The sequence below is a fragment of the Stenotrophomonas sp. YJH_SMC_29 genome (assembly GCF_059371235.1).
The window spans coordinates 13,028-36,671 of the sequence record NZ_JCAFUK010000004.1 but is presented as its reverse complement, the minus strand read 5'-3'; the positions used below and the strand labels follow the sequence as shown (position 1 = coordinate 36,671).

At 68.4% G+C, this 23,644-nt stretch carries 22 protein-coding genes; 13 read left to right on the top strand and 9 right to left on the bottom strand.

The window, feature by feature from the left end; translation table 11 throughout:
- The first annotated feature begins 329 nt into the window (after positions 1–329).
- A complete protein-coding gene (locus AC5P9I_RS06155; protein ID WP_049465129.1) occupies positions 330–2,429 on the top strand; it encodes a glycosyl hydrolase family 18 protein in 2,100 nt (699 codons plus the stop codon).
- 56 nt (positions 2,430–2,485) lie between these two features.
- Here AC5P9I_RS06155 and AC5P9I_RS06150 read toward each other — a convergent pair whose 3' ends face one another.
- Complete coding sequence (locus tag AC5P9I_RS06150) at positions 2,486–3,268, bottom strand: thioredoxin fold domain-containing protein (RefSeq protein ID WP_049465127.1); 783 nt, start codon at positions 3,266–3,268, stop codon at positions 2,486–2,488.
- A gap of 100 nt (positions 3,269–3,368) precedes the next feature.
- Positions 3,369–4,346 carry a site-specific tyrosine recombinase XerD gene (gene xerD, locus AC5P9I_RS06145; RefSeq protein ID WP_049465125.1) on the bottom strand — a complete coding sequence of 326 codons (978 nt, stop codon included), beginning with the start codon at positions 4,344–4,346 and terminating at the stop codon, positions 3,369–3,371.
- A gap of 56 nt (positions 4,347–4,402) precedes the next feature.
- Between xerD and AC5P9I_RS06140 the strand changes: the two genes are divergently transcribed.
- Entirely contained in the window at positions 4,403–4,894 is a 492-nt protein-coding gene (locus tag AC5P9I_RS06140; RefSeq protein ID WP_049465123.1) for an RDD family protein, read from the top strand.
- A gap of 54 nt (positions 4,895–4,948) precedes the next feature.
- On the opposite strand, the gene lptG is transcribed toward AC5P9I_RS06140, so the two are convergent.
- Positions 4,949–6,055, bottom strand: a complete 1,107-nt coding sequence (gene lptG, locus AC5P9I_RS06135) for an LPS export ABC transporter permease LptG (protein ID WP_049465121.1) — start codon at positions 6,053–6,055, stop codon at positions 4,949–4,951.
- Complete coding sequence (gene lptF / locus AC5P9I_RS06130) at positions 6,052–7,134, bottom strand: LPS export ABC transporter permease LptF (RefSeq protein ID WP_049465119.1); 1,083 nt, start codon at positions 7,132–7,134, stop codon at positions 6,052–6,054. Before lptF ends, lptG begins: the two co-directional genes overlap by 4 nt.
- A 104-nt stretch (positions 7,135–7,238) precedes the next feature.
- On the opposite strand from lptF, the gene AC5P9I_RS06125 reads away from it, so the two are divergent.
- The 4 genes from AC5P9I_RS06125 to AC5P9I_RS06110 all read left to right on the top strand — a co-directional run bounded on the left by AC5P9I_RS06125 (position 7,239) and on the right by AC5P9I_RS06110 (position 13,072).
- Entirely contained in the window at positions 7,239–8,717 is a 1,479-nt protein-coding gene (locus AC5P9I_RS06125; protein ID WP_049465117.1) for a leucyl aminopeptidase, read from the top strand.
- A gap of 82 nt (positions 8,718–8,799) precedes the next feature.
- Positions 8,800–9,225 (top strand): DNA polymerase III subunit chi, encoded by a 426-nt coding sequence (locus tag AC5P9I_RS06120; protein WP_049418512.1) that lies wholly within the window; start codon positions 8,800–8,802, stop codon positions 9,223–9,225.
- Between the two features lie 72 nt (positions 9,226–9,297).
- Positions 9,298–12,126: a valine--tRNA ligase gene (locus tag AC5P9I_RS06115; protein WP_049465114.1), complete on the top strand. Its 2,829-nt coding sequence runs from the start codon at positions 9,298–9,300 to the stop codon at positions 12,124–12,126.
- Between the two features lie 124 nt (positions 12,127–12,250).
- Positions 12,251–13,072, top strand: coding sequence for an EamA family transporter (locus tag AC5P9I_RS06110; RefSeq protein WP_049465111.1), 822 nt, complete (start codon positions 12,251–12,253; stop codon positions 13,070–13,072).
- 45 nt (positions 13,073–13,117) lie between these two features.
- Here AC5P9I_RS06110 and rimI read toward each other — a convergent pair whose 3' ends face one another.
- From rimI to pssA, 3 genes are read right to left on the bottom strand one after another with little or no spacing between them, the layout of a single operon-like run.
- A complete protein-coding gene (gene rimI, locus AC5P9I_RS06105; RefSeq protein ID WP_049465109.1) occupies positions 13,118–13,615 on the bottom strand; it encodes a ribosomal protein S18-alanine N-acetyltransferase in 498 nt (165 codons plus the stop codon).
- On the bottom strand, positions 13,612–14,115 hold the full coding sequence (locus tag AC5P9I_RS06100) for a flagellar biosynthesis protein FlhF (protein WP_049465107.1): 504 nt from the start codon (positions 14,113–14,115) through the stop codon (positions 13,612–13,614). Before AC5P9I_RS06100 ends, rimI begins: the two co-directional genes overlap by 4 nt.
- Positions 14,112–14,888 (bottom strand): CDP-diacylglycerol--serine O-phosphatidyltransferase, encoded by a 777-nt coding sequence (pssA, locus tag AC5P9I_RS06095; protein ID WP_049465105.1) that lies wholly within the window; start codon positions 14,886–14,888, stop codon positions 14,112–14,114. Before pssA ends, AC5P9I_RS06100 begins: the two co-directional genes overlap by 4 nt.
- Positions 14,889–14,968: 80 nt before the next feature.
- Here pssA and AC5P9I_RS06090 point away from each other — a divergent pair, with 80 nt between their 5' ends.
- From AC5P9I_RS06090 to AC5P9I_RS06080, 3 genes are all read left to right on the top strand, one after another.
- Positions 14,969–15,343, top strand: coding sequence for a DUF4124 domain-containing protein (locus tag AC5P9I_RS06090; protein ID WP_049465130.1), 375 nt, complete (start codon positions 14,969–14,971; stop codon positions 15,341–15,343).
- A gap of 262 nt (positions 15,344–15,605) precedes the next feature.
- Positions 15,606–17,309 (top strand): proline--tRNA ligase, encoded by a 1,704-nt coding sequence (locus AC5P9I_RS06085; protein ID WP_049465303.1) that lies wholly within the window; start codon positions 15,606–15,608, stop codon positions 17,307–17,309.
- 223 nt (positions 17,310–17,532) lie between these two features.
- On the top strand, positions 17,533–17,916 hold the full coding sequence (locus AC5P9I_RS06080; protein ID WP_049465304.1) for an H-NS histone family protein: 384 nt from the start codon (positions 17,533–17,535) through the stop codon (positions 17,914–17,916).
- Positions 17,917–18,007: 91 nt separating this feature from the next.
- Here the strand turns inward: AC5P9I_RS06080 and AC5P9I_RS06075 are convergent, their stop codons facing one another.
- On the bottom strand, positions 18,008–19,267 hold the full coding sequence (locus tag AC5P9I_RS06075) for a threonine/serine exporter family protein (RefSeq protein WP_046428410.1): 1,260 nt from the start codon (positions 19,265–19,267) through the stop codon (positions 18,008–18,010).
- 92 nt (positions 19,268–19,359) lie between these two features.
- Here AC5P9I_RS06075 and AC5P9I_RS06070 point away from each other — a divergent pair, with 92 nt between their 5' ends.
- The 4 genes from AC5P9I_RS06070 to AC5P9I_RS06055 are packed head-to-tail and all read left to right on the top strand — an operon-like array spanning position 19,360 to position 22,878.
- Positions 19,360–20,481 (top strand): MlaE family ABC transporter permease, encoded by a 1,122-nt coding sequence (locus AC5P9I_RS06070; protein ID WP_049465308.1) that lies wholly within the window; start codon positions 19,360–19,362, stop codon positions 20,479–20,481.
- 1 nt (position 20,482) lies between these two features.
- The gene (locus tag AC5P9I_RS06065) at positions 20,483–21,310 is read left to right on the top strand and encodes an ABC transporter ATP-binding protein (RefSeq protein ID WP_049465310.1); all 828 of its coding nucleotides are present in this window, start codon (positions 20,483–20,485) and stop codon (positions 21,308–21,310) included.
- A 3-nt stretch (positions 21,311–21,313) separates the two neighbouring features.
- Positions 21,314–22,240, top strand: a complete 927-nt coding sequence (locus AC5P9I_RS06060) for an MlaD family protein (protein ID WP_049465312.1) — start codon at positions 21,314–21,316, stop codon at positions 22,238–22,240.
- Positions 22,237–22,878: an ABC-type transport auxiliary lipoprotein family protein gene (locus tag AC5P9I_RS06055; RefSeq protein ID WP_049465314.1), complete on the top strand. Its 642-nt coding sequence runs from the start codon at positions 22,237–22,239 to the stop codon at positions 22,876–22,878. Before AC5P9I_RS06060 ends, AC5P9I_RS06055 begins: the two co-directional genes overlap by 4 nt.
- Positions 22,879–22,935: 57 nt before the next feature.
- Here AC5P9I_RS06055 and AC5P9I_RS06050 read toward each other — a convergent pair whose 3' ends face one another.
- A complete protein-coding gene (locus AC5P9I_RS06050; protein ID WP_049465316.1) occupies positions 22,936–23,523 on the bottom strand; it encodes an alpha-ketoglutarate-dependent dioxygenase AlkB family protein in 588 nt (195 codons plus the stop codon).
- Between the last annotated feature and the right edge of the window lie 121 nt (positions 23,524–23,644).

Here is a 23,644-nt window from a genome sequence, read left to right as displayed (position 1 = left end):
ACGGGTTCACGGCGTCCCCGCCTGAGCCCACCCGCCCGGCCAACCCCCAGAAATCCGCTGTTCGCGGCAAGCCAGCCACGAGGGGGCTCCGCCGATGGCCGCCGACTGCGCGCCAGCGCCGCTTTCCGCCCAAATCGCCGAACCATGCGCTTGCTCACGGATTGACCACGCAATTGATGACAACGTTGTCCCCACCTGGTGCCGGACTCTCTCCCCGGCCTCCCAGGTGCCTCCGTCCGGCCCCTCCGTCGCCTTCCCGGGCGACGCCCGGACCTGCGTCACGCGCGGCGCCATCGGGGCCCGCGCGCCCTTTGATCGGAGACTCACCCATGTACGACCCGATTGTGCGCAGTGCCGAACGTTCGACCCGAAGCTGTCGTCCCCGCCACCTGGCCTGGCTGCTTGCCCTGGCCGCCGGTACCGCCGCCCTGCCCGGCCTGGCGCAGGCCGCCAGCTGTGCCGGGGTGGCGCAGTGGGACCAGGCCAAGATCTACCGGGCCGGCGACACCCTGCAGAAAGGAGGCGTCCTCTATCGGGCGAACCAGGACATCTGGAACGCGCCGCCGGACCATCCGGCCGGTGCGCCCTACTACACCAACCTCGGCGCCTGCGATGGCGGCGGCGTCAACCAGCCGCCGGTGGTCAGCCTGACCTCGCCGGCCAACGGTGCCACTTTCAGTGCCGGCAGCACGGTCAACGTGACCGCCACCGCCAGTGATCCGGACGGCAGCGTCGCCAAGGTCGAGTTCTTCCGCGATGGCAGCACGCTCGGCGTGGCCACCAGTGCGCCGTATGCGGCCAGCTGGGCCAATGCCAGCGCCGGCAGCCACACCCTGCGCGCGGTCGCCACCGACAACAACAACGCCACCGCCAGCACCGCGACGATCACCATCACCGTCAACGCCGCCGGTGGCGACACGACCGCACCGAGCGTGCCGGGCGGGCTGGCGGTCGGCACCCGTACCGCCAACAGCATCGCCCTCAGCTGGAGTCCGTCCACCGACAACACCGGCGGCAGTGGCCTGGCCGGCTATGACGTGTACCGCAACGGCAGCCTGGTCGGTTCACCGTCCAGTGCCAGCTATGTGGATGGCGGGCTGACTGCATCCACCACCTACCGCTACCGCGTACGGGCCCGCGACAACGCCGGCAACGCGTCGGCGCAGGGCACCGAGATCAGCGCCACCACGCTGGCCGGCGACGGCGGCACCACCGGCAAGCGGGTCATCGGCTACTTCACCCAGTGGGGCATCTACGGCCGCAACTACCGGGTCAAGAACATCGACAGCAGCGGCTCGGCCGCGCGCCTGACCCACATCAACTACGCGTTCGGCAACGTGCGCAACAACCGCTGCGAAGTCGGCATCACCCAGCCGTCGGATCCGAACAGCGGTGCCGGTGGCGATGCCTTCGCCGACTACACCAAGGCCTTCAGTGCCGCCGAGAGTGTCAGCGGCAGTGCCGATACCTGGGACCAGCCGCTGCGTGGCAACTGGAACCAGCTCAAGCAGCTCAAGGCCAAGTATCCGAACCTGAAGGTACTGATCTCGCTGGGCGGCTGGACCTGGTCGCGCGGCTTCTCCAGCGCGGCGCGCCCGGAAAACCGCCAGGCGTTCGTCGCCTCGTGCATCGACGCCTACATCAAGGGCAACCTGCCGGTGACCGACGGTGCCGGTGGTGCCGGTGCCGCACTGGGCGTGTTCGACGGCATCGACATCGACTGGGAATACCCGGTGGCCTGCGGCATCGAATGCGGCAAGCCGGAAGACAACGCCAACTTCACCGCGCTGATGGCCGAGTTCCGCCGCCAGCTTGATGCAGTGCGTCCGGGCCTGTTGCTGACGGTGGCGGTGGGTGCGGGCATCGACAAGATCCGCGTCACCGATCCGGCCGCGTACCACCCGTACCTGGACTACATAAACGTGATGACCTACGACTTCCACGGCGCGTGGGATGCGAAGACCAATCACCAGTCGGCGCTGTTCGATTCGCCCAATGATCCGTCCACCGGCGACCAGAAGCTGTACAACAGCAACGACGCCATCGAGGCCTTCATCAGCCGTGGCGTGCCCGCCGCCAAGCTCAACCTGGGCATCGGCTACTACGGGCGTGGCTGGACCGGTGTGGCCAATGCCAACAACGGCCTGTACCAGACCGCGAGCGGCGCCGCTCCGGGTACCTACGAGGCCGGCATCGAGGACTGGAAGGTGCTGAAGAACCTGGCGTGGCCGGGCTACACCGACAACACCGCCGGCGCCACCTGGATCTACAACGGCAGCACGCTGTGGAGCTTCGACACCCCGGCCAACATCACCCGCAAGATGGGTTACGTGAAGACCCAGGGCCTGGGCGGCGCGTTCGTCTGGGAGTTCAGCGGTGACGATGCGCAGGGCACGCTGACCAAGGCGGTCAGTGATGGCCTGAAGTAATAAAAAAAGCCGGGGATGCGATACACGCATCCCCGGCCTCCTGCCTGCAGCGCCGATCAGCGCTTGGCCGACAGCTTTTCCAGCGCCGCACGCAGCTGTGCCGGCGGCAGGTAACCGCCCAGCTGGGTGCCATCCGGCGCGAAGATCGCCGGCGTGCCATTCACGCCCAGCTGCTGGCCCAGCGCGTACTGCATCGCCACCGGGTTGGTGCAGTTCTTGGCCGGCACGCTGCCACCGCGCTTGGCGTTGGTCAGGGCCTGGCGACGATCCGCTGCGCACCAGACCGAAATCATGTCGGTGTAGTCCTTGCTGCCCAGCCCCATGCGCGGGAACGCGAGATACTCGACGGTGATGCCGTTGCGGTTGAGCTCGGCGATGTCCTGGTGCAGCTTGCGGCAGTATCCGCACTCGATGTCGGTGAACACGCTGATGGTGTATTTCGCGTTCGGCGCGGCGAACACGATGCGATCACCGTGGTTGGCCTTGGCCAGCAGGCCGCGACGGTAGCCGAGCAGGCCTTCGCTGTTGGCCGGGCCCTTGGCACGGGTGTCGTAGGGCTGCGACTGGAACAGGTAGCGACCATCATCGGACACATACAGCAGCTGGCCGGACACCACCACTTCGCGGAAGCCCGGGAACGGCGCGGCACCGATGTAATCGACCTGGAAGCCCGGGTTGAGCGCGGTCAACGCGGCACGGACCGCCTGGTCGGCCGGCGCGTTCGCGGCCGGGCTGGCCTTGGCCGCAGCGGTGGGCGCCTTGGCGGCCGGCGGGGCCGGCTGGGCGCAGGCGGTCAGGCTGAGCGCACCGAACACGGCGGCGATGGCAAATCGGAGCATGGAACGATCCGCAGCAGAAGAAGATCCCGGATTCTGACACAGCCGCCGGCAGCGGGCCGCGCTGCCACGGACGGGCCCGGGCAGCGATTCAGGCCCGCGCTCAGCCGCGTGGATGATGGCGGGCATGCAGCTTCTGCAGGTGTTCGCGCGCCACCAGGGTGTAGATCTGGGTGGTGGATAGCGAGCTGTGCCCGAGCAGCATCTGCAGCGCGCGCAGGTCGGCACCCCGGTTGAGCAGATGGGTGGCGAAGCTGTGCCGCAGCCCATGCGGACTGATCCGTGCCGGGTCGATGCCAGCCACCTGCGCGTGGCGCTTGACCAGGTGCCAGAATGCCTGCCGGGTCAGCGCCTGCAGGGTCGGCTCGATGAACAACGGGGTCTGCCCATCGGGCAGGGCCTGCACCTTGCCCTTGCCGACCAGCTGCGGGCGCGACTGCTGCAGGTAACGCTCCAGCCAGTGCTGCGATTCCTCGCCCAACGGCACCAGCCGTTCCTTGCTGCCCTTGCCGGTGACCCGCAGCACGCCCTGGCGCAGGTTGACCGCGGTGGCCGGCAGCAGCACCAGCTCGCTGACGCGCAGGCCGGCGGCGTACATCAGCTCCAGCATGGCGCGGTCGCGCAGCCCCAGCGGGCTGTCGATGTCCGGCGCCGCCAGCAGCGCATCGATCTGGCTTTCGGCCAGCGCCTTGGGCAGCAAGCGTGGCAGCTTGGGCGGATCCAGCAGCGCGCTGGGATCCTCGCTGCGTTCGCCACGGCGCACGCCATCGGCGAAGAAGGCCCGCAGCGCCGACAACAACCGCGCATTGCTGCGCGGCGACCAGCCATGGCGGGTGCGCCAGGCCAGGTAATCGAACAACCCCGGGCGCTCGATGCCGGCCAGGCCACCGTCACGTCCATCCATCCAGCGCGCCAGGCCTTCCAGATCGCGGCGGTAGCTGTCGAGGGTGGCGCGGGCCAGGCCGTTCTCGGCCCAGATCGCATCGAGGAAGCGCTGGATGCGTGCGCTGTCGTCGGCGCGCAGTTCGGGCAGTTGCTGGACCAGCTGGCGGCGTTCGGCGGGGGTGGAAACAAGGGCCATGCGTGCAGGATACGAGGGCCACTGCGGGCACGGCCAGCTTTGCGTATGCTCGGCGCATGTCCCGCCCCGCCACCGACACGGCCCCTGCAGCCGCCAGCGAACTGCCCCGCCCGCGCGCACTGTTGCCGTGGCGCCTGCTGGCAATGGTCTACGACGCGTTGCCGGTGCTGGCGCTGTGGATGCTGGCCGGCACGTTGTTCACCCTGGCCTACACCTTCAGCGGCCACGCGCAGCGCGAGAACATCGCGCCCTTCAGTGCCTGGCAGTGGCTGCTGTGGGCGACCTGCTGGGTCATCACCGGCTGGTACGCCACTGCCAGCTGGCGTCGCGGCGGGCAGACGCTGGGCATGCGCCCGTGGCGGCTGAAAGTGCAATCGCGCGATGGCACGCCGTTGCGGCGCGGCCAGCTATGGCGGCGCTTCGCCATTGGCACGCTGTCACTGCTGCTGGGCGGGCTGGGATTCTGGTGGGCGTGGCTCGACCGCGAACGCCTGACCTGGCACGACCGCGCCAGCGGCACCCGCCTGGTGCGCATGCCCAAGCGGTGATGCGTCACCCTTCAATCCGATCCAGCGCAGCGCTCGGCGCCACACCAACGAGGGTCAGCCCGACTTGCGCCGGAACAACAGTCCGGACACGGCCAGCATGACGATCGGCGGCAGCGCATAGGCAATGCGGTAATCGAACTTCAGCGCGCCGGCCATACGACCGAAGAACAGCTGCAGCAGCCAGAAGCCCAGCGCGAACAGAATGCCCAGGAACAGGCGCTTGCCCATGCCGCCACTGCGCAGCGACCCGAACGCGAACGGCACCGCCGCCAGGCACAGCGCCAGCACGTTCACCGGGTAGAACCAGCGGCTCCAGTACACATCCTCGAAATCACGCGCATCCAGCCCGTTGCGCTGGCGGTAGGCGATGCTGGTGCTCAGCTCGGCCACGCTGAGATTGCGCGGCTTGGCGATGCCGGTGGCCAGCGCCGCCGCATCCAGCTTCGAGTTCCACGGCTCACGCGCCACTTCCTGGCGGGTGGCCGAGCGCTCGCCGAAAGTATCGCGGCGCACACCGGTCAGCAGCCAGCCGTCCTTGTCATGCTCGGCCGTGGCCGCATGGGTCAGCGAGGCGATGTTGCCGTCTTCGGCGATCCGGTACAGGCGCACGTCGCGCAGGATCAGCCGCGTGCCCTTGTCGCCCACCAGCTGCTCTTCGCCGCTCTGGGCGTTGAGGAAGGTGTCGCCTTCGCGCGCCCACAGCCCCGAGTACCGGGTGGTGGAGATGTCACGGCCCCACTTGGCGCTGGACTTCAGTGCGTCGGCGCGGTCCTGGCCCCACGGGCCCAGCGTCTCGGCGCTGAGCACCATCACCGCGGTCAGCAGCGACAGCGCGATCGCCACCGACACGCTCAGGCGCTTGCGCGACAGGCCCAGCGCACGCAGGGCGGTCAGCTCCGAGGTCGCCGCCAGCTGGCCCAGGCCCATCAGTGCACCGATCACCGCGGCGGTCGGGAACATCGTGTAGGCGCGGCGCGGCACCGTGTACAGTACCCAGGCAGCGGCATGGCCCAGCGTATAGCCGTTCTTGCCGATGTCCTTGAACTCGCCGGAGAAGGCCATCACCACGTCCAGGCCGACCAGCACCGCCCAGGTCAGCAGCACCGTGGTGAACACCGAGCGACCCAGGTAGAGGTCGAAACGCATCGGGCGCAGCCTCATGCGCGGGCTCCCTTCGGGCGGCCCAGGCGGCCATCACGTACATACATCCAGATCGCCAGCGCCAGCAGCGGCACCGTCAACCACCACAGACCAAGCGCGGCCGGAATCTTGCCGTTGGCGATCCAGCCACTGCCGATGAACATCAGGTTGGTACCCACCATGTAGGCCATCAGGGCCAGCATCATGCGGCCATAACGCTGCTGGCGCGGCGAACTGCGGCCCAGCGGCACGGTCAGCAGGGCGAAGGCGAGCGCGATCAGCGGCGGTGCCAGGCGGCGGTGCAGCTGCGCCTGCGCCTGCGGGCGCGCATCGCCGATCAGCTGCAGGGTGGGCATCAGTTCCGGGTCGTCCTCGGTGCGGGTCTGCGCGCCGTCGGGCAGGGCCACGTCGTTGCGGGCAAAGGTCGCCAGCCGGTAATCGAGCGCCCCGGCCACCGGCCCCTCCACCTGGTGGCCATCATCCAGCTCCAGGAAACGCTGGCGGGTGCCCTCGAAGTACATGCGGCCGCTGTTGGCCGACACCACTTCCAGGCGGTCGTCCTTCTGCCGCTGCAGGAACACCTTGCCCAGCTGGGTGCCGTCGGGCGAGATCGAGGACAGGTAGACCACGCCGCCGTTGGGCAGCGGCGTGAAACGGCCCGGCTCCAGGCCGGCCATCAGCACGCTGCGGTTGGCCTCGATGATCATCTGCTCGGCCACCCGGCCGGCCCACGGGCCCAGCCACAGCGAGCAGGCGCCGACCAGCAGCACCACCGGCACCACCAGCATCAGCAGCGGCCGCAGCAGCCGCTTGGGGCCTACCCCGATCGCGGTGATGACCGCCATCTCCGAGTCGCGGTACAGGCGGGCAATGGCCAGCAGCAGGCCCAGCATCAGCGCCAGCGGCAGGATCAGCGGCAGGTAGGCGATGAACTGCAGGCCCAGCTGCGAGAACAGCAGCTTGGCCGGCAGGCGCCCGTCGGCGATGTTGCCGAGGATGTCCACCAGCACGCCGCCCACGCTGACCACCAGCAGGACGATCAGGGTAGCCAGGAAACTCTGGACGAAATCGCCCAGCAGGTATCGGTCGAGCTTCAGCATGGGGCGGTGGTTTAAACTCTGGGGTTCGTTCGCGGTGCCGCCCAGTCTACTGTCTGGGCGTAAACGGCCTGCGATTGTACGGACTCGCCAATGGAATCTGCTCAATGGCCCTCGAATTCACCCTGAACCACGTTGCTCCGGCCGCCGCCACCGTTGATTGCCTGGTGGTCGGCGCGTATGCCGACCATACCCTGACCCCGGCCGCGCAGGCGCTGGACGCCGCCAGCGGTGGCCGCCTGGCCGCCCTGGCCCAGCGTGGCGACCTGTCCGGCAAGACCGGCGCGACCACCCTGCTGCACGACCTGCCGGGCGTGACCGCGCCGCGCGTGCTGGTGGTCGGCCTGGGCGACGCCGCCCGCTTCGGCGTGCCGCAGTACCTGAAGGCCGTGGGCGATGCGGTGCGCGCGCTGAAGGCCGGTGCCGCCCGCAGCGCGCTGTTCACCCTGTCCGAAGTGGCCGTGAAGGACCGCGATGCGGCCTGGGCGATCCGCCAGGCGGTGATCGCCGCCGATCACGCCGCGTATCGCTACACCGCCACCCTGGGCAAGAAGAAGGCCGACGATGCCGGCCTGGCCCAGCTCGCCATTGCCGGTGACGACGCCCAGGCGCTGGCCCAGGGCCAGGCGATCGCTGCCGGTGTCGAGTTCGCCCGCGAACTGGGCAACCTGCCGCCGAACTACTGCACCCCGGCCTACCTGGCCGAGGTCGGCGTGAACTTCGCCGGCGAGCACGACGGTGCCGAAGCCGAGATCCTCGACGAGCACCAGATGGAAGCGCTGGGCATGGGCTCGCTGCTGGCGGTAGCCCGTGGTTCGGCCAACCGCCCGCGCCTGGTCGTGCTGAAGTGGAACAATGGTGGCGACGCCAAGCCCTACGTGCTGGTCGGCAAGGGCATCACCTTCGATACCGGTGGCGTCAACCTGAAGACCCAGGGCGGCATCGAAGAGATGAAGTACGACATGTGCGGTGGCGCCAACGTCATCGGCACCTTCGTCGCGGCGGTCAAGGCCAAGCTGCCGCTGAACCTGGTGGTGGTGGTGCCGGCGGTGGAAAACGCCATCGACGGCAACGCCTACCGTCCGTCCGACGTGATCACCTCGATGTCGGGCAAGACCATCGAAGTCGGCAACACCGACGCCGAAGGCCGCCTGATCCTGTGCGACGCACTGACCTATGCGCAGCGCTTCGAACCGGCCGCGCTGGTCGACGTCGCCACCCTGACCGGTGCCTGCATGGTCGCCCTGGGCCACCAGACCGCCGGCCTGATGAGCAAGCACGACGACCTGGCCAGCGAGCTGCTGGCCGCCGGCGAGCAGGTGTTCGACCGCGCCTGGCGCCTGCCGCTGTGGGACGAATACCAGCCGATGCTGGATTCGACCTTCGCCGACGTCTACAACATCGGCGGCCGCTGGGCCGGCGCGATCACCGCCGGCTGCTTCCTGTCGCGCTTCACCGAAGGCCAGCGCTGGGCCCACCTGGACATCGCCGGCGTGGCCAGCGATGAAGGCAAGCGCGGCATGGCCACCGGCCGCCCGGTCGGCCTGCTGAGCCAGTGGCTGCTGGACCAGGTCCCCCGCGCCTGATGCCGTACCCGACCCTGGCCGGCAGACGCCGGCCGGGGCCTCGCCCGGCACTGCCGGGCCCCTGCCTGACCCGGACCCTGCCATGCCCCGCGCCGACTTCTACCTGATCGCCAAGCCCCGCTTCCTGACCGAGCCCCTGCGCCTGGTCTGCGAACTGGCGCGCAAGGCCAACGACGCCGGGCTGTTCACCCTGGTGCTGGCCCGCGACCAGGCCCAGGCCGAGGAGCTGGACGAGCTGCTGTGGGCCTTCGACAACGATGCCTACATCCCGCACCAGATCGCCGGGGAAGACATGGACGAGGAAGAAGCCCTGGTGCTGATCGCCGTGCCCGGCACCGAGGCACCGGCGCGTCCGCTGGTGATCAACCTGCGCGACGCGCCCTGGCTGGGCCAGTGCGAGCGCGTGCTGGAAGTGGTTCCGGCCGATCCGGAAGCGCGCGAACCGCTGCGCGAGCGCTGGCGCCAGTACAAGGCGGCCGGTTACGACCTGAACAAGCACGACATGTAAGCGCGCCCCGGCCCCCTTGATGGGCCGCCGCCGCGCCCTGATCCTTCAACGATTACCTCCTGGTTCCCCCGCATGACCCAACTCGCCTCCAGCTACGACCCGACGTCCTTCGAGACCGACCTCTACGAGGCCTGGGAGAAGGCCGGCCACTTCAAGCCGTCCGGCACGGGCGAGCCGTACACCATCCTGCTGCCGCCGCCGAACGTGACCGGCACGCTGCACATGGGCCACGCGTTCCAGCAGACCCTGATGGATGCGCTGGTGCGCTACCACCGCATGCGCGGCTACGACACGCTGTGGCAGGTCGGTACCGACCACGCCGGCATCGCCACCGAAATGGTGGTCAGCCGCAACCTGGCGCTGGAAGGCAAGGGCGAGACCCGCGACTCGCTGGGCCGCGAAGGCTTCATCGGCAAGGTCTGGGAGTGGAAGCAGCAGTCCGGCGACACCATCGAGCGCCAGATGCGCCGCCTCGGCACCTCCGCCGACTGGTCGCGCAGCACTTTCACCATGGACCCGCAGCCGTCGGCAGCGGTCAATGAAGCGTTCGTGCGCTGGTACGAGCAGGGCCTGATCTACCGTGGCCAGCGCCTGGTCAACTGGGACCCGGTGCTGAAGACCGCCATTTCCGACCTGGAGGTGGAGAGCGCCGAGGAAGACGGCTTCCTGTGGTCGATCGCCTACACGCTCGATGAAGGCCTGAGCTACGAGCACGTCGAGCGCGATGCCGACGGCGTGGAAACCCTGCGCGAGACCCGCGACTACCTGGTGGTCGCCACCACCCGCCCGGAAACCCTGCTGGGCGATACCGCGGTGATGGTGCACCCGGAAGACGCGCGCTACGCGCACCTGATCGGCAAGAGCGTGGTGCTGCCGCTGACCGGCCGCCGCGTGCCGGTGATCGCCGACGAGTACGTGGACCGCGCGTTCGGCACCGGCGTGGTCAAGGTCACTCCGGCCCATGATTTCAATGACTATGAAGTCGGCGTGCGCCACAGCCTGCCGATGATCAACCTGTTCACCCCGGTGGCGGCGCTGAACGAGAACGCGCCGGAACGCTTCCGGGGCCTGGACCGTTATGACGCGCGCAAGGCCGTGCTGGCCGAACTGGAAGACCTGGGCATCCTGGTCGAAACCAAGGCACACAAGCTGCAGGTGCCGCGCGGCGACCGTACCGGCCAGGTGATCGAGCCGTACCTGACCGACCAGTGGTTCGTGAAGATGGACGAGCTGGCCAGGCGTGGCCTGGAACTGGTCGAGGACGGAAGCATTGCCTTCGTGCCGCCGAACTGGATCAACACCTACCGCCACTGGATGAACAACATCCAGGACTGGTGCATCAGCCGCCAGCTGTGGTGGGGCCATCGCATTCCGGCGTGGTTCGACGCCGCTACCGGCACCTGCTACGTCGGCCGCAGTGAAGAGGAGGTGCGGGCAAAGCACAACCTGGGCAGCGAGGTGGTGCTGAACCAGGAAAGCGACGTGCTGGAGACCTGGTTCTCCTCGCAGCTGTGGCCGTTCTCCACCCTGGGCTGGCCCAACGAACAGGCCATGGCCGAGCGCGGCTTCGACCGCTACCTGCCATCGTCGGTGCTGATCACCGGCTTTGACATCATCTTCTTCTGGGTGGCGCGCATGATCATGGCCACCGACAACCTGGTCGGGAAGATCCCGTTCAAGGACGTCTACTTCACCGGCCTGATCCGCGACGGCCAGGGCCAGAAGATGTCCAAGAGCAAGGGCAACGTGCTCGACCCGCTGGACATCATCGACGGCATCAGCATCGACGACCTGGTCGCCAAGCGCACCGGCGGCCTGATGCAGCCGAAGATGGTGGAGAAGATCGAGAAGGCCACCCGCAGGGAATTCCCGGACGGCATTGCGGCCCACGGTGCCGATGCGCTGCGCTTCACCATCGCCGCGCTGGCCACCCACGGCCGCGACATCAAGTTCGACATGAACCGCGCCGAGGGCTACAAGAACTTCTGCAACAAGCTGTGGAACGCCAGCCGCTTCGCGCTGATGAACACCGAAGGTGCTGCGTTCACCGGCGTTCCCAAGCCGCGTACCGATGCCGAGCGCTGGATCCTCGCGCGCCTGGCCGCCACCACCGCCGAAGCGCAGGGCCATTTCGCCGCCTATCGTTTCGACCTGCTGGCGCAGTGCCTGTACGAATTCGCCTGGAACGCGTTCTGCGACTGGTTCCTGGAACTGAGCAAGCCGGCGCTGAACGGCGCCGACGCCGCCGATGCCGAGAGCACCCGCCACACCCTGCTGTACGTGCTGGAAGCGCTGCTGCGCCTGCTGCACCCGCTGACGCCGTTCATCACCGAACAGCTGTGGCAGCAGCTGGCGCCGCGCCTGGGCCTGGCCGAAACCACGCTGTCGTTGCGCCCGTACCCCACTGCCGCTGAGTTCGAGGGCGATTTCGCCCAGGCCGAGGCCGACGTGGAATGGCTGAAGGCGGTGATCAGTGCGGTGCGTCGCGTGCGCAGCGAACTGAACGTCGCGCCGTCCAGGCAGGTGCCGCTGCGCCTGCAGGCCGGCCTGGCGCAGGACCGCGTGCGCATCGAACGCTTCAGCGCCTCGCTGTCGTTCCTGCTGAAGCTGGACAGCATCCAGTGGCTGGCCGAGAGCGAAAGCGCGCCGCCGGCCGCGGCCGCGATCGTGGGCGAGCTGAAGCTGCTGGTACCGCTGGAAGGCCTGGTCGATCTTGATGCCGAGCGTGCGCGCCTGGACAAGGAAATCAAGCGCGTGGAAGGCGAACAGGAAAAGAGCGAGACCAAGCTGGCCAGGTTCACCGACAAGGTGCCGCCGGCGGTGGTCGAGCAGGAACGCGTGCGCCTGGTCGACTGGAACACCCAGCTGGCCGGCCTGCGCGAGCAGCGCGCGAAGCTGTAACCGTCGCAGGGAAACGCCGGGCACTGCCCGGCGTTTCCTTCTGTAGAGTCGGGCGGTGCTCGACGCATGACAGCAGTCGAGCATGGCTCGACTCTGCATTTCTCTCGCATGGCATCATCACCGGATGCCGATTTCCATCTTCCTGCTGGTCCTCGCTGCCGCGGCGCTGCATGCCAGCTGGAACGCGATCGTCAAACGCGGGCCGGACAAGTTCCTCGGCACGGTGCTGGTCACCGGAAGCGCAGCACTGCTGTCCGCCGCTGCGCTGCCCCTGCTGCCGTTCCCGGCCGCGCACAGCTGGCCCTGGCTGGCCGCGTCGGTGCTGCTGCAGGTGAACTACTACGGATTGGTCGCGCGCTGTTACCAGCAGGTCGACATGAGCCTGGCCTATCCGCTGATGCGTGGCTGCGCGCCGATCCTGGTCGCACTGGCGGGCACGCTGCTGGGTGAGACGCTGCCGGCAGCAGCCTGGCTCGGGGTGGTGCTGGTAAGCACCGGCATCCTGTGCATGGCGCTGGGTGCACGGGGCGGCCAGCTGCGACTGCCGCTGCTGACCGCAGCGATGATCGCTACCTACACGCTGGTCGACGCGCACGGCGCACGCCAGTCCGGCAACGCGCTCAGCTACACGTTGTGGTTGTTCCTGCTATCGGGTATCCCGCTGCCGCTGTGGGCGGTGTACACGCGCGGCAGCGCGGTGCTGCACTATGCACGGCAGCATTGGCCGCTGGGGCTGGCCGGCGGCGTCGGCACCACCGCCTCCTATGCGATGGCGCTGTGGGCCATGACGCAGGTGCCGGTGGCGATGGTCTCGGCGCTGCGCGAATCCTCGATCCTGTTCGCGCTGCTGATCTCGGTGTTCCTGCTGCGCGAACGGATACCCCGCGCGCGCTGGCTGGCAGCGGTGCTCATCGTCGGCGGTGTGCTGGCGTTGCGCCTGGCGTGAGCGACGCATCGGTAGTGCCGGCCGCTGGCCGGCAACCCCTCCCCTTTACAGCGGCGGCATCGCCTGCAGGTCGCCGTCGACCAGCTCGATGGCCATCACCACCGCATCCTCGCGGCCCTGTGCAGCCGGGTAGTAGCGCGGGCGGCGGCCGATCTCGTTGAAGCCTTCGCTGTGGTACAGCGCCAGTGCCGGCGTATTGGATGGGCGCACTTCCAGGAACACGCGCTGTGCGCCGCGATCGGCGGCCAGCTGCACCAGCGCGCGCAGCAGCTGGCGGCCCAGCCCGCGCGACTGCGCCAGCGGATCGATGCAGATGTTCAGCACGTGCGCTTCATCGGCGGCGATGCTGAGCACGCCATAGCCGACCAGCAGGCCATCGCGCTCCATCGCCAGGCCGGGATAGCCGGCGCGCAGGCAGTCGATGAAGATGCCGCGGGTCCAGGGGAAGGGATAGCCCCGCAGCTCGATCGCCATCACGGCATTGAGGTCGCTCTCGCGCAGCGCGCGCAGGCTGACCGGACCCGGCCGGGTCACCGCGCTCATGGCGTTCCCCGCTTGCGCAGGGCTCGCAGCTGCGGCCACAGCGCACGCTTGGCCGCCGGATCGCGGCGCAGCTGGTCCAGCGGCCAGCTGTCCATCAGCGCCTGCGTGGCCGGGTCATTCGGGTTGCAGCCGGACGCGCGCAGCAGCGCGATCTGCAGACGGTCCGGCAGGCGCACCACCGGTTCCCGCGCGGTGCCGCTGGGCAACGGTCGCTCAGCGGCCGGCACGGTGTCCGGCGCCCTGACCGGCGTTTCGCGGCGCGGCGGTGCCGGGCGTTGCTGGCCGGTGGCGGGCGCCGGCCTGGCCGGCAGTGCGCGCGCCGTCTCCAGCGGCGGCACCGGGTGTGGCGGGGCAACGCTGGCCTCGGCTTCGGCCACGCTCAACTGCAGCGCGGCGTCCAGCTCGGCCGCAAGCTGGCCGTCGTGATAGACGGTGTAGCCCATGGCCTGCAGCCAGGCCTGCTGGGCCGGGGACCACAGCACGGGCAGGTCCTGGCTCACGCCGCCTCGGTTTTCTTGCGCAGGCGCTGGACGGCCCACATCACCGGGCCGGACAAGGCGTACAGGATGCCGACCGCGAACAGCACGCGCGGCAGGTCGATGACCGCAATGGCGATGGCCACCGGCACCAGTGCCAGCACCAGGAACGGCACGCGGTCCGAACGGGTGCCCTTGGCACCGCCGCCCTTGAAGCTCCAGAAGCGGATGCGGCTGACCATCAGCAGCGCAGCGATAATCGTCACCGCCAGCGCCACATAGCGCAGCTGGTTGCCATCCCAGCCCAGGTTGCCATCGGCAAAGGCCCAGACGAAGGACATCATCAGGCCCGCTGCGGCCGGGCTGGCCAGGCCGACGAACCAGCGTTTGTCGACCACCGCCACCTGGGTATTGAAGCGGGCCAGGCGCAGTGCCGCGCAGGCCGCATACAGGAAGGCCACGGCCCAGCCGACGCGGCCGAGCAGCGGATCGTCGAACTTCAGCCACGACAGCGACCAGTGGTACATCACCAGCGCCGGGGCCATGCCGAAGCTGACCAGGTCGGCCAGCGAGTCGTACTGCACGCCGAATTCGCTGCTGGTGCCGGTCAGGCGCGCCACGCGCCCGTCCAGGCCATCCATCACCGCCGCCACGAACACGGCGATGCTGGCGTTGACGAAATCCCCATTGGCCGCGGCGATGATCGCGTAGAAGCCGGCGAACAGGCCGGCGGTGGTGAACAGGTTGGGCAGCAGGTAAATCGTGCGCGAGCGCGGCGGCGGTGTGATCGGGTCCATGGAATCCAGTTTAATCGACTTGCCAGCGGTCGGCGCCAATGCTGCAATCGATGTTCTGCGCCCATTTCGTGGAGTCTGCCATGCGTGCCCTGTCCTGCCTTGGATGCCTGCTGCTGTTGGCCAGTGCCAACGCCGTGGCCGGTCCCGTCTACAAATGGAAGGACGCCCGGGGCGTGACCCAGTACTCGGAGACCCCGCCGGCGGGCCGGAAGTACGAGACCCGCGAGCAAGCGCGCACCCCGCAGGCCGCAGCCAGCAGCGAGGCCCCGGCCGCGCCGGTCCCCGAGCAGTGCAGCACGGCCCGGGCCAACCTGGCCCTGCTGGACGGCGGTGGCCAGGTGATGCAGGACACCGATGGCGATGGCAAGGCCGATACCCCGTTGACCCCGGAGCAGCACACCGCGCAGAGGGGATTGGCGGAGGCGGCCATCAAGGCTTACTGCCCGGCACAATGAGGGTATCGGCAGGGCTTGCAGCCCTGCACCCGCAGAGGCAACAGCAAGGGCAACAGCCGGCTCTGGGCTTTCTGTGGGTTGGGCGGGGCGGGTCCGGTTGCGGGGGCGTGAGCCGCATGACCCGCTGTTGCTTCGGCTGTTGCTTCTGAGGTTGCCGGCCAGCGGCCGGCACTACCGCGGGTGCAGGGCGCGGCCCTGCCGATACCCCTCCCCCCGGCCGGGCTGGCAGAATAGAGGTCTCTGCCGTTATCCGAAGCCGACGATGCGCCTCTCCCAGTTCCACCTGCACACCACCAAGGAAACCCCCAGCGACGCCGAGCTGACCAGCCATCGGCTGATGCTGCGCGCGGGCATGATCCGCAAGCTGGCATCGGGCCTGTACACCTGGTCGCCGCTGGGCCTGCGCGTGCTGCGCAAGGTCGAGCGCATCGTGCGCGAGGAAATGGACCGGGCCGGTGCGGTGGAATTCCAGATCCCGACCATCCAGCCGAAGGAACTGTGGGAGCAGACCGGCCGCTGGCAGAAGTTCGGCCCGCAGCTGCTGAAGATCAAGGACCGCAAGGACCAGGTGTTCTGCTACAGCCCGACCGCCGAAGAAGCCGCCTGCGACTTCGCGCGCAGCGAGCTGTCCAGCTACAAGCAGCTGCCGGTGAATTTCTACCAGGTACAGACCAAGTTCCGCGACGAAATCCGCCCGCGCTTCGGCGTGATGCGTTCGCGCGAATTCCTGATGAAGGACGCCTATTCGTTCCACCTGCACGATGAGTGCCTGGTGCGCGAATACGAGAACATGAAGTCGGCCTACAGCCGCATCTTCACCCGCCTCGGCCTGGACTTCCGCATGGTGCAGGCAGACTCCGGCGCGATCGGCGGCGATGCCTCGCAGGAGTTCCACGTGATCGCCGATTCGGGCGAGGACGCGCTGGTGTTCTCCACCGGCTCGGACTACGCGGCCAACATGGAGGCGGCGATCGCCGCCGATCCGGCACCGCGTGCCGCCGCCACCGAAGCGATGCGCAAGGTGGATACCCCCACCCAGAAGACCTGCGAGGACGTCGCTGCCCTGCTCGGCATCGACCTGCAGCGCACGGTGAAGTCGGTGGCGCTGATCGCCGGCGAAGGCGAGGCCCAGCAGTTCGTGCTGGTGCTGGTGCGTGGCGACCACGAAGTCAACGAGATCAAGCTGGCCAAGGTCGCCGGCCTGGACGAGCAGCGGTTCGCCAGCGAAGCGGAGATCGCCGAGTACCTGGGCAGCGTACCGGGCTTCCTCGGCCCGGTCGCCCCGGCCAAGGCCATCCGCGTGGTCGCCGATCGCGAAGTGGCGGCGATGTCCGACTTCGTCGTTGGCGCCAACGAGGCCGGTTTCCACCTGGCCGGCGTCAACTGGGGCCGCGACCTGGCGGAGCCGGAAGTGGCCGACATCCGCAACGTGCGTGCCGGCGATCGTGCCGTGGACGGCGGCGAACTGAAGATCGCCCGCGGCATCGAGGTCGGCCATGTGTTCCAGCTCGGCCGCAAGTACGCCGAGGCGCTGGACGCCACCGTGCTGGACGAGAACGGCAAGGCAGCGGTGATGGCGATGGGCTGCTACGGCATCGGTATCTCGCGGGTTGTGGCTGCCGCGATCGAACAGAACCATGACGAGGCCGGCATCATCTGGCCGGACGCGATGGCGCCGTGGCAGGTGGTGGTGTGCGTGATCAATCCGAAGGGCGACGCCGCCGTGGCCGATGCCGCGGCCAGCCTGCTGCAGGAACTGCGCGACGCCGGCCTGGACGCCGCGCTTGACGACCGTGGCCTGCGTCCCGGCGCGATGTTCGCCGACATGGAACTGATCGGCATTCCGCATCGCGTGGTGGTCAGCGAACGTGGCCTGGCCGCCGGCACCTACGAATACCGCTCGCGCCGCGCCAGCGAAGCGGAAAGCCTGGACAAGGCCTCCCTGCTGCAGCGCCTGCAGGGCTGATCGGCAAAAAGACCGGGGCCTGCCCCGGTCTTTTTTTTTCTGCCGCGGCCTTCCCCGATATTGCAGCGGACATAATCCGGTCAAAATCACCGCGACGGCGTCTGCATGCCGCCACGCCATGACCCGCCTGCATTTGTGCTGTGATTAATTCATCTCTATTCTGTCCGCCGACGCCATGGACTGGCTTGTCCCGTCCACACATTAGTTTCCGGAGTAACCGTAAATGAGCATTGACCTGACCGGCCTGTCAGCACGCGAGCTGGGCGCCCTGATCCGTACCGCCAAGAAGCAGCAGACCATCGTCGCCAAGCGCCGGCCGATCACCAAGGTCCGGGCCCAGCTGACCAAGCTGGCCAAGACCGAGGGTTACACCATCGAAGAACTGTTCGGCAGCGCCCCGGCCACGCGTGCCCGCAAGGCCGCCCCGGCCGCCAAGGCGCCGTCGAAGAGCGCCGGCCGCAAGCTGGGCAAGGTGGCACCGAAGTACCGCAACCCGGCCAATCCGAAGGAAACCTGGACCGGCCGTGGCAAGCAGCCGCGCTGGATGGCTGAACTGACCGCCAAGGGCAACAAGAAGCCGGAAGATTTCCTGATCAAGAAGGCCTGAGGCCGGATCGGGTTGGAATGAAAAACGCCGGCGAAAGCCGGCGTTTTTCATTCTCCGGTGTGTGGACCGAGGTCCACACCCACCGACATCATCACAGGGTTTTGCGGGCGGGCATCAGCAGGTTGCCGAACAGCAGGCCGGCGACCAGCGCCATCACCACGTTGAGCACGGTGAGGAACACGCTCTGGCCGGCGCCGACATCCTGTTGCTGGACCAGGGTCAGCACACCGCGCAGGCTGGTGCTGCCGGGCACCATCATGATGATGCCGGGCAAGCGGATGATCGCGCCCGGACGCCCGACCAGGCGACCGAACAGATTGCCGCCGGCAGTCAGCAGCATCGCCGACAGGAAGATGCCGGCCGGCGCGCCCCAGGCGTGGCCACCGAACTTGGAGATCGCATAGCCGGCCACCGAGGCGGCGATCACCCACGGGTAATCGCGGCGGTTGGCCTTGAACAGCATCGCGAACGCAAAGGCCGCGGTCAGCAGCGAACCCCACTCCACCCACGGTCCCTGCGGTCGCGCCGCCCGTATCACCGGGTCCAGTCCGAGCACGTCGGCCAGGGTCACCGCGATCATCGCGCCGACGCTGAGCTTCATGATGGTGGTCAGCGCGCCGGCAAAGCGCGCGGTGCCCGATACCCAGTGCTGGCTGGCCAGTTCGTTGACCGCATTGGTCAGCGACATGCCGGGCAGCAGCACCACCAGCGACGCGATGATCACCGTATTGAGGTTGAGCGCGCCGATGAAGGAGGCCACCAGAGTGGCAACCATGCCGGCCAGCAGCGCGGCCAGTGCCTCGGCGGCTTCGCGGGTGGCCGGGCGACGGTCGGTAACCATGCCGAGCAGGCCGATCATCAGGCCGATGACACCGGCGGTGGCGATGTCCAGCCACGGCAGCTTCCACATGCCGGCCACGCCAGCCGCGCCCAGGGTGAACGACAGGATCGTGCGCAGCTTGCCGCGCCGGCCCGGATCCTTGTCCAGCTGCCGCAGCGCGGTGTGGCCCTGGGCGATGCTCATCCGCCCGTTGGACACTTCTTCGGCGATATGGTCGGCAACGCTGAGCTTGTGCAGGTCGTTTTCACCGGGCGCCAGGCGGATCACGCGGGTGATGTCACTGGAGCCGATGGCCTGCGCCGGGTCGCTGAAGCTGAGGATGATACCGGTGGGATTCGACCACGGTTCACAATCCAGATCGAGCTGGCGGGCCAGTGCCACCACCGCCGTCTCCAGGCGCTGGGCCGTGGTGCCATAGCTGTGCAGGCGCCCGGCGATCTCGGAAACGAAGGCCACGCGCTGCGCGTAGGTGGCCTGGGGCGTGGGGATCGTGTGAGCATCTGCGGACATGCGCCGTAGTATTACCTAGGCAGGGGCTTACCGGAGAAATTCATCCGAGTTCGACGCGATGCCCAAGACAGAACGGTTATGCTGCGACCCGAATGGCCCACGTCACCCCGAACCTCGCCCCCCAGCTCGAACAGGATGCCCATGACCCGGGCCTGATCCACCTGTCCGGCACCTGGACCTTGAAGACCGCGCTGGCCGCGGCCGAGGTCCTGCACGGCGTTCCCGACAAGCTGACCGGCATCGATGCCACCGGCATCGAGCAGCTGGATTCGGCCGGCGTGCTGCAGGTGCTGCGCGTGGCCCATCGCGCCGATCTCCACGAAGACGCGCTGCAGTTCCGCCCGGACCACCAGGCGCTGGTATGCACCATCGAGGAAGTGGCCGATGACCGGCCCAGGGCCAAGCGCGATTTCGGCGTGCTGGCGGCACTGGAGCGGCTGGGTGTCAGCGTCCACGCCACTGGCCACAACATCAAGGCCCTGTGCAGTTTCCTCGGCGAGAACCTGGTCAAGGCGGCCCGGCTGGTCAAGGAACCGCGCCGTTTCCGGCTGACCGCCACCGTGCATCAGATGGAACAGGTGGGGCTGGATGCGGTGCCGCTGGTGGCGTTGCTGTCCTACCTGGTGGGCGCGGTGATCGCGTTCCTCGGCTCGACCATCCTGCGCGACTTCGGCGCCGAGATCTACGTGGTCGAGCTGGTCAACATCGCCTTCCTGCGTGAGTTCGCCGTACTGCTGACCGCGATCGTGCTGGCCGGCCGTACCGCCAGTGCGTTCACCGCGCAGATCGGCGCGATGAAGGCACGCGAGGAGATCGATGCGATGCGCACGCTGGGCCTGGACCCGGTCGACCTGCTGGTGCTGCCGCGACTGCTGGCGCTGCTGGTCACCCTGCCCTTGCTGACCTTCATCGCGATGATCGCGGGCCTGGCCGGCGGCATCACCGTCGGTGCGTTCGACCTCGACATCCCGCCGCAGATGTACATCGCGCGCATGCACGAGACGATGGAAGTGCGGCACCTGCTGGTGGGGTTGTCGAAGGCGCCGGTGTTCGCGCTGGTGATCGGCCTGATCGGCTGCCTGGAGGGCCTGAAGGTCGAAGGTACCGCGCAGTCGGTCGGCGAGCGCACCACCTCCAGCGTGGTGCAGACGATCTCGCTGGTGATCATCATCGACGCCTTCGCGGCGTTGTGGTTCATGCACATGGACTGGTGACATGAGCACCTCCTCTTCCCCTGAAACGCTCGACATGCGCGATGGCGACGGCCACGAGCTGGCCATCCGCGTGCGCGGCCTGGTCAACCGCTTCGGCAGCCAGACCGTGCACGAAGACCTGGACCTGGACGTGCGCCGCGGCGAGATCCTGGGCGTGGTCGGTGGCTCCGGTACCGGCAAGTCGGTGCTGATGCGCTCGATCCTGGGCCTGCGCACGCCCGACGAGGGCCAGATCGAAGTGCTGGGCCGCGACGCGCGTGCCGACGACGCCGAGAGCCGCCTGCACATCGAACGCAACACCGGCGTGCTGTTCCAGGACGGCGCCCTGTTCTCCTCGCTGACCGTGGGCGAGAACGTGCAGGTGCCGCTGAAGGAACACCACCGCGAACTGCCCGAGCGCTGGCACTACGAACTGGCGCTGCTGAAGGTGAAGCTGGCCGGCCTGCCCGCCGATGCGATCAACAAGCTGCCCTCGCAGCTGTCCGGCGGCATGCGCAAGCGCGCCGGCCTGGCGCGGGCGCTGGCGCTGGATCCGCCGCTGCTGTTCCTGGACGAACCCACCGCCGGCCTCGACCCGATCGGCGCGGCCGCCTTCGACCGCCTGATCAAGACCCTGCAGGAAGCGCTGGGGCTGACCGTGTTCCTGATCACCCACGACCTGGACACGCTGTACGCCATCTGCGATCGCGTCGCCGTGCTGGCCGACCGCAGGGTGGTGGCCAATGCGCCGCTGCCGGACATCGAGAAACTGGATCATCCGTGGATCCAGGAATACTTCCACGGACCCCGCGCGCGCGCCGCGCGGGGCGAACAGATCGAGAGTGCCTGAGCCATGGAAACCAAAGCCAACTACGTGCTGATCGGCGCGTTCACCCTGATCACCGGCCTGGCCCTGCTGGCCTTCGGACTGTGGGCGGCCAAATACTCCTCCGACCGCACCTGGCAGGAGTACCGCGTGGTCTTCCGCGAGGCGGTGACCGGCCTGTCGGTGGGCAGCCCGGTGCAATACAACGGCATCGCGGTGGGCTCGATCACCGAACTGAACCTGGTGCCCGACGACCCGCGCCAGGTGGTCGCGCGCATCCGCCTGAACTCCAACACGCCGGTCAAGACCGATACCCGCGCCAAGCTGGCGATCACCAGCCTGACCGGCCCGTCGATCATCCAGCTCAGCGGCGGCACGCCGCAGTCGCCGGCGCTGACCACGGTCAACAAGGATCCGGCACCGATCATCCCGACCACGCCCTCGGCGCTGCAGAACATCACCGATGTGGCCAACCGCATCGTCGAGCGCATGGACCAGATCCTCAGCGACCGCAACGTGGCCTCGATCAACGCGACGCTGGCCAACCTGGAGACGATCAGCGGCGGCCTGGCCGACCGCGACCAGGGCACGCAGGCGCTGCTGCTCAGCGCGCGCGATGCCGCCCGCAGCCTGGACACCACGCTGAAGACCACCAACGGCACCATCGAGCGCCTGGACAAGAACCTGGTGCAGCAGCTGCCCGGCATCATCGACAAGCTCGACGCGACCCTGGCCAAGCTCGACTCGGCCGCCGGCAACGCCGATTCGATCCTTGGCGAGAACCGCGCCGCGATCAACAGCTTCGCCAACGATGGCCTCGGCCAGCTGGGCCCAACGCTGACCGAACTGCGCGGCCTGATCCGCGATCTGCGCCGGGTCAGCGACCGTCTCGAGAACAACCCCGCGCGCTACCTGCTGGGCCGCGACGCACCGAAGGAGTTCGAACCCCAATGAGCACGCCCCCCCTTCCGCGCCTGCTGCTGGCCGCTTCGATGGTCGGCCTGCTGGGCGGCTGCTCCATCCTCGGCAGCAGCGAGAAAACCGCAGTGACGCTGTACTCGCCGTCCGTGCAGGTCAAGGCGGACCCGTCGTGGCCGCAGGCCAGCTGGCAGCTGGTGCTGGCCAAGCCCAGCGCCGCGCGCCTGGTCGACAGCCCGCGCATCAACGTGCGGCCGACGCCCTCGCAGCTGGAGATCTACAAGGGCGCCAGCTGGGCGCAGCCGGCCACCGACATGATCGAGGACACGCTGCTGCGTGGCTTTGAAGACTCCGGCCGCATCCGCGGCGTGGCGCGCAGCACCGCCGGCATCCGTGCCGACTACAAGCTGTCCACCGACGTGCGCCGCTTCGAATCGGATTACCAGGGCCAGGCTACGCCGACCGTGGTGATCGAAGTCAACGCCAAGCTGATCCACGTCGCCGACCAGCGCGTGGTGGCCGACCGCACTTTCCGCCAGGCGCAGCCGGTCGGCAGTACCGACGTACCGGCGGTGACCGCGGCGTTCGAGCGCGGCCTGCAGCAGCTGGCACAGGATGTGGTGGGCTGGACGCTGGTGAGCGGGCAGGCCGACGCCACGGCAGCCAAGCGCTGACGCGTCGCAGGGGTCAGAGCCCTTCCCCGACGGGAAAGGGATCTGACCCCTTCTTCGTCACCGCGGCGTAATCCAGCGGAAGGTCAGGTTGATCCGCTCGCCCTGCACCCGCGCCATCTTCGGCAGCGCGTGCTGGTAGAAGCGCTGGGTCTGCCCGGCCATCAGCAGCAGGTCACCGTGGCCCAGCACGAATTCGGCCTTGCGCGCCGTATCGTCGCGTCGGCGCAGCAGGAAACGGCGCGCGGCGCCCAGGCTCAGCGACGCGATCACCGGGGCCGGTCCCAGCTCCGGCTCGTCATCGCTGTGCCAACCCATGGAGTCACCCCCGCTGCGGTAGCGGTTCAGCAGCACGCTGTTGAAGCGGCCGTGGCCTTCGGCCTGCAGGCGCTCGCGCACGGCCTGCAACACGGGCGGCCAGGGGTGCGGCACGAACTCGGCACCGGAATAGCGGTAGCGGGCCTGCGGATCGCCGATCCAGCAGCTCAGCCGCGGCGAATCCACCCAGTTGCCGAACATCCGGATGCGGTGGACCTCCCACGGCACGTCGGCCAGCAGCGCCCCCATGAGCCGATCGGCGTCGGCTGCGGCCAGCCAGCCCGGCAGGTGCTGGACGTCGGCGTCGGGCAGGTCGTGGGGGAACAGCATGGCCACACGCTAGCACGCCGGCATTCGCCGGCGTTTGCCGTCGTGGCCGCCAACACTGAAAATGAGCCCATGACCGTTGCCCATATGCCGATACCCTGCGATTGCCTGACTGGTTGGGGCT

Coding starts and splice junctions, on each gene's coding strand:
- AC5P9I_RS06075 (WP_046428410.1), bottom strand. CDS start 19,267: ATGTCCGCAGATGCTCACACGATCCCCACGCCCCAGGCCACCTACGCG.
- AC5P9I_RS06085 (WP_049465303.1), top strand. CDS start 15,606: ATGCGCCTCTCCCAGTTCCACCTGCACACCACCAAGGAAACCCCCAGC.
- lptG (WP_049465121.1), bottom strand. CDS start 6,055: ATGAGGCTGCGCCCGATGCGTTTCGACCTCTACCTGGGTCGCTCGGTG.
- AC5P9I_RS06150 (WP_049465127.1), bottom strand. CDS start 3,268: ATGCTCCGATTTGCCATCGCCGCCGTGTTCGGTGCGCTCAGCCTGACC.
- AC5P9I_RS06050 (WP_049465316.1), bottom strand. CDS start 23,523: ATGCTGTTCCCCCACGACCTGCCCGACGCCGACGTCCAGCACCTGCCG.
- AC5P9I_RS06140 (WP_049465123.1), top strand. CDS start 4,403: ATGTCCCGCCCCGCCACCGACACGGCCCCTGCAGCCGCCAGCGAACTG.
- AC5P9I_RS06155 (WP_049465129.1), top strand. CDS start 330: ATGTACGACCCGATTGTGCGCAGTGCCGAACGTTCGACCCGAAGCTGT.
- AC5P9I_RS06070 (WP_049465308.1), top strand. CDS start 19,360: ATGGCCCACGTCACCCCGAACCTCGCCCCCCAGCTCGAACAGGATGCC.
- AC5P9I_RS06065 (WP_049465310.1), top strand. CDS start 20,483: ATGAGCACCTCCTCTTCCCCTGAAACGCTCGACATGCGCGATGGCGAC.
- AC5P9I_RS06115 (WP_049465114.1), top strand. CDS start 9,298: ATGACCCAACTCGCCTCCAGCTACGACCCGACGTCCTTCGAGACCGAC.
- AC5P9I_RS06090 (WP_049465130.1), top strand. CDS start 14,969: ATGCGTGCCCTGTCCTGCCTTGGATGCCTGCTGCTGTTGGCCAGTGCC.
- xerD (WP_049465125.1), bottom strand. CDS start 4,346: ATGGCCCTTGTTTCCACCCCCGCCGAACGCCGCCAGCTGGTCCAGCAA.
- AC5P9I_RS06060 (WP_049465312.1), top strand. CDS start 21,314: ATGGAAACCAAAGCCAACTACGTGCTGATCGGCGCGTTCACCCTGATC.
- lptF (WP_049465119.1), bottom strand. CDS start 7,134: ATGCTGAAGCTCGACCGATACCTGCTGGGCGATTTCGTCCAGAGTTTC.
- AC5P9I_RS06055 (WP_049465314.1), top strand. CDS start 22,237: ATGAGCACGCCCCCCCTTCCGCGCCTGCTGCTGGCCGCTTCGATGGTC.
- AC5P9I_RS06120 (WP_049418512.1), top strand. CDS start 8,800: ATGCCCCGCGCCGACTTCTACCTGATCGCCAAGCCCCGCTTCCTGACC.
- AC5P9I_RS06125 (WP_049465117.1), top strand. CDS start 7,239: ATGGCCCTCGAATTCACCCTGAACCACGTTGCTCCGGCCGCCGCCACC.
- rimI (WP_049465109.1), bottom strand. CDS start 13,615: ATGAGCGCGGTGACCCGGCCGGGTCCGGTCAGCCTGCGCGCGCTGCGC.
- pssA (WP_049465105.1), bottom strand. CDS start 14,888: ATGGACCCGATCACACCGCCGCCGCGCTCGCGCACGATTTACCTGCTG.
- AC5P9I_RS06110 (WP_049465111.1), top strand. CDS start 12,251: ATGCCGATTTCCATCTTCCTGCTGGTCCTCGCTGCCGCGGCGCTGCAT.
- AC5P9I_RS06080 (WP_049465304.1), top strand. CDS start 17,533: ATGAGCATTGACCTGACCGGCCTGTCAGCACGCGAGCTGGGCGCCCTG.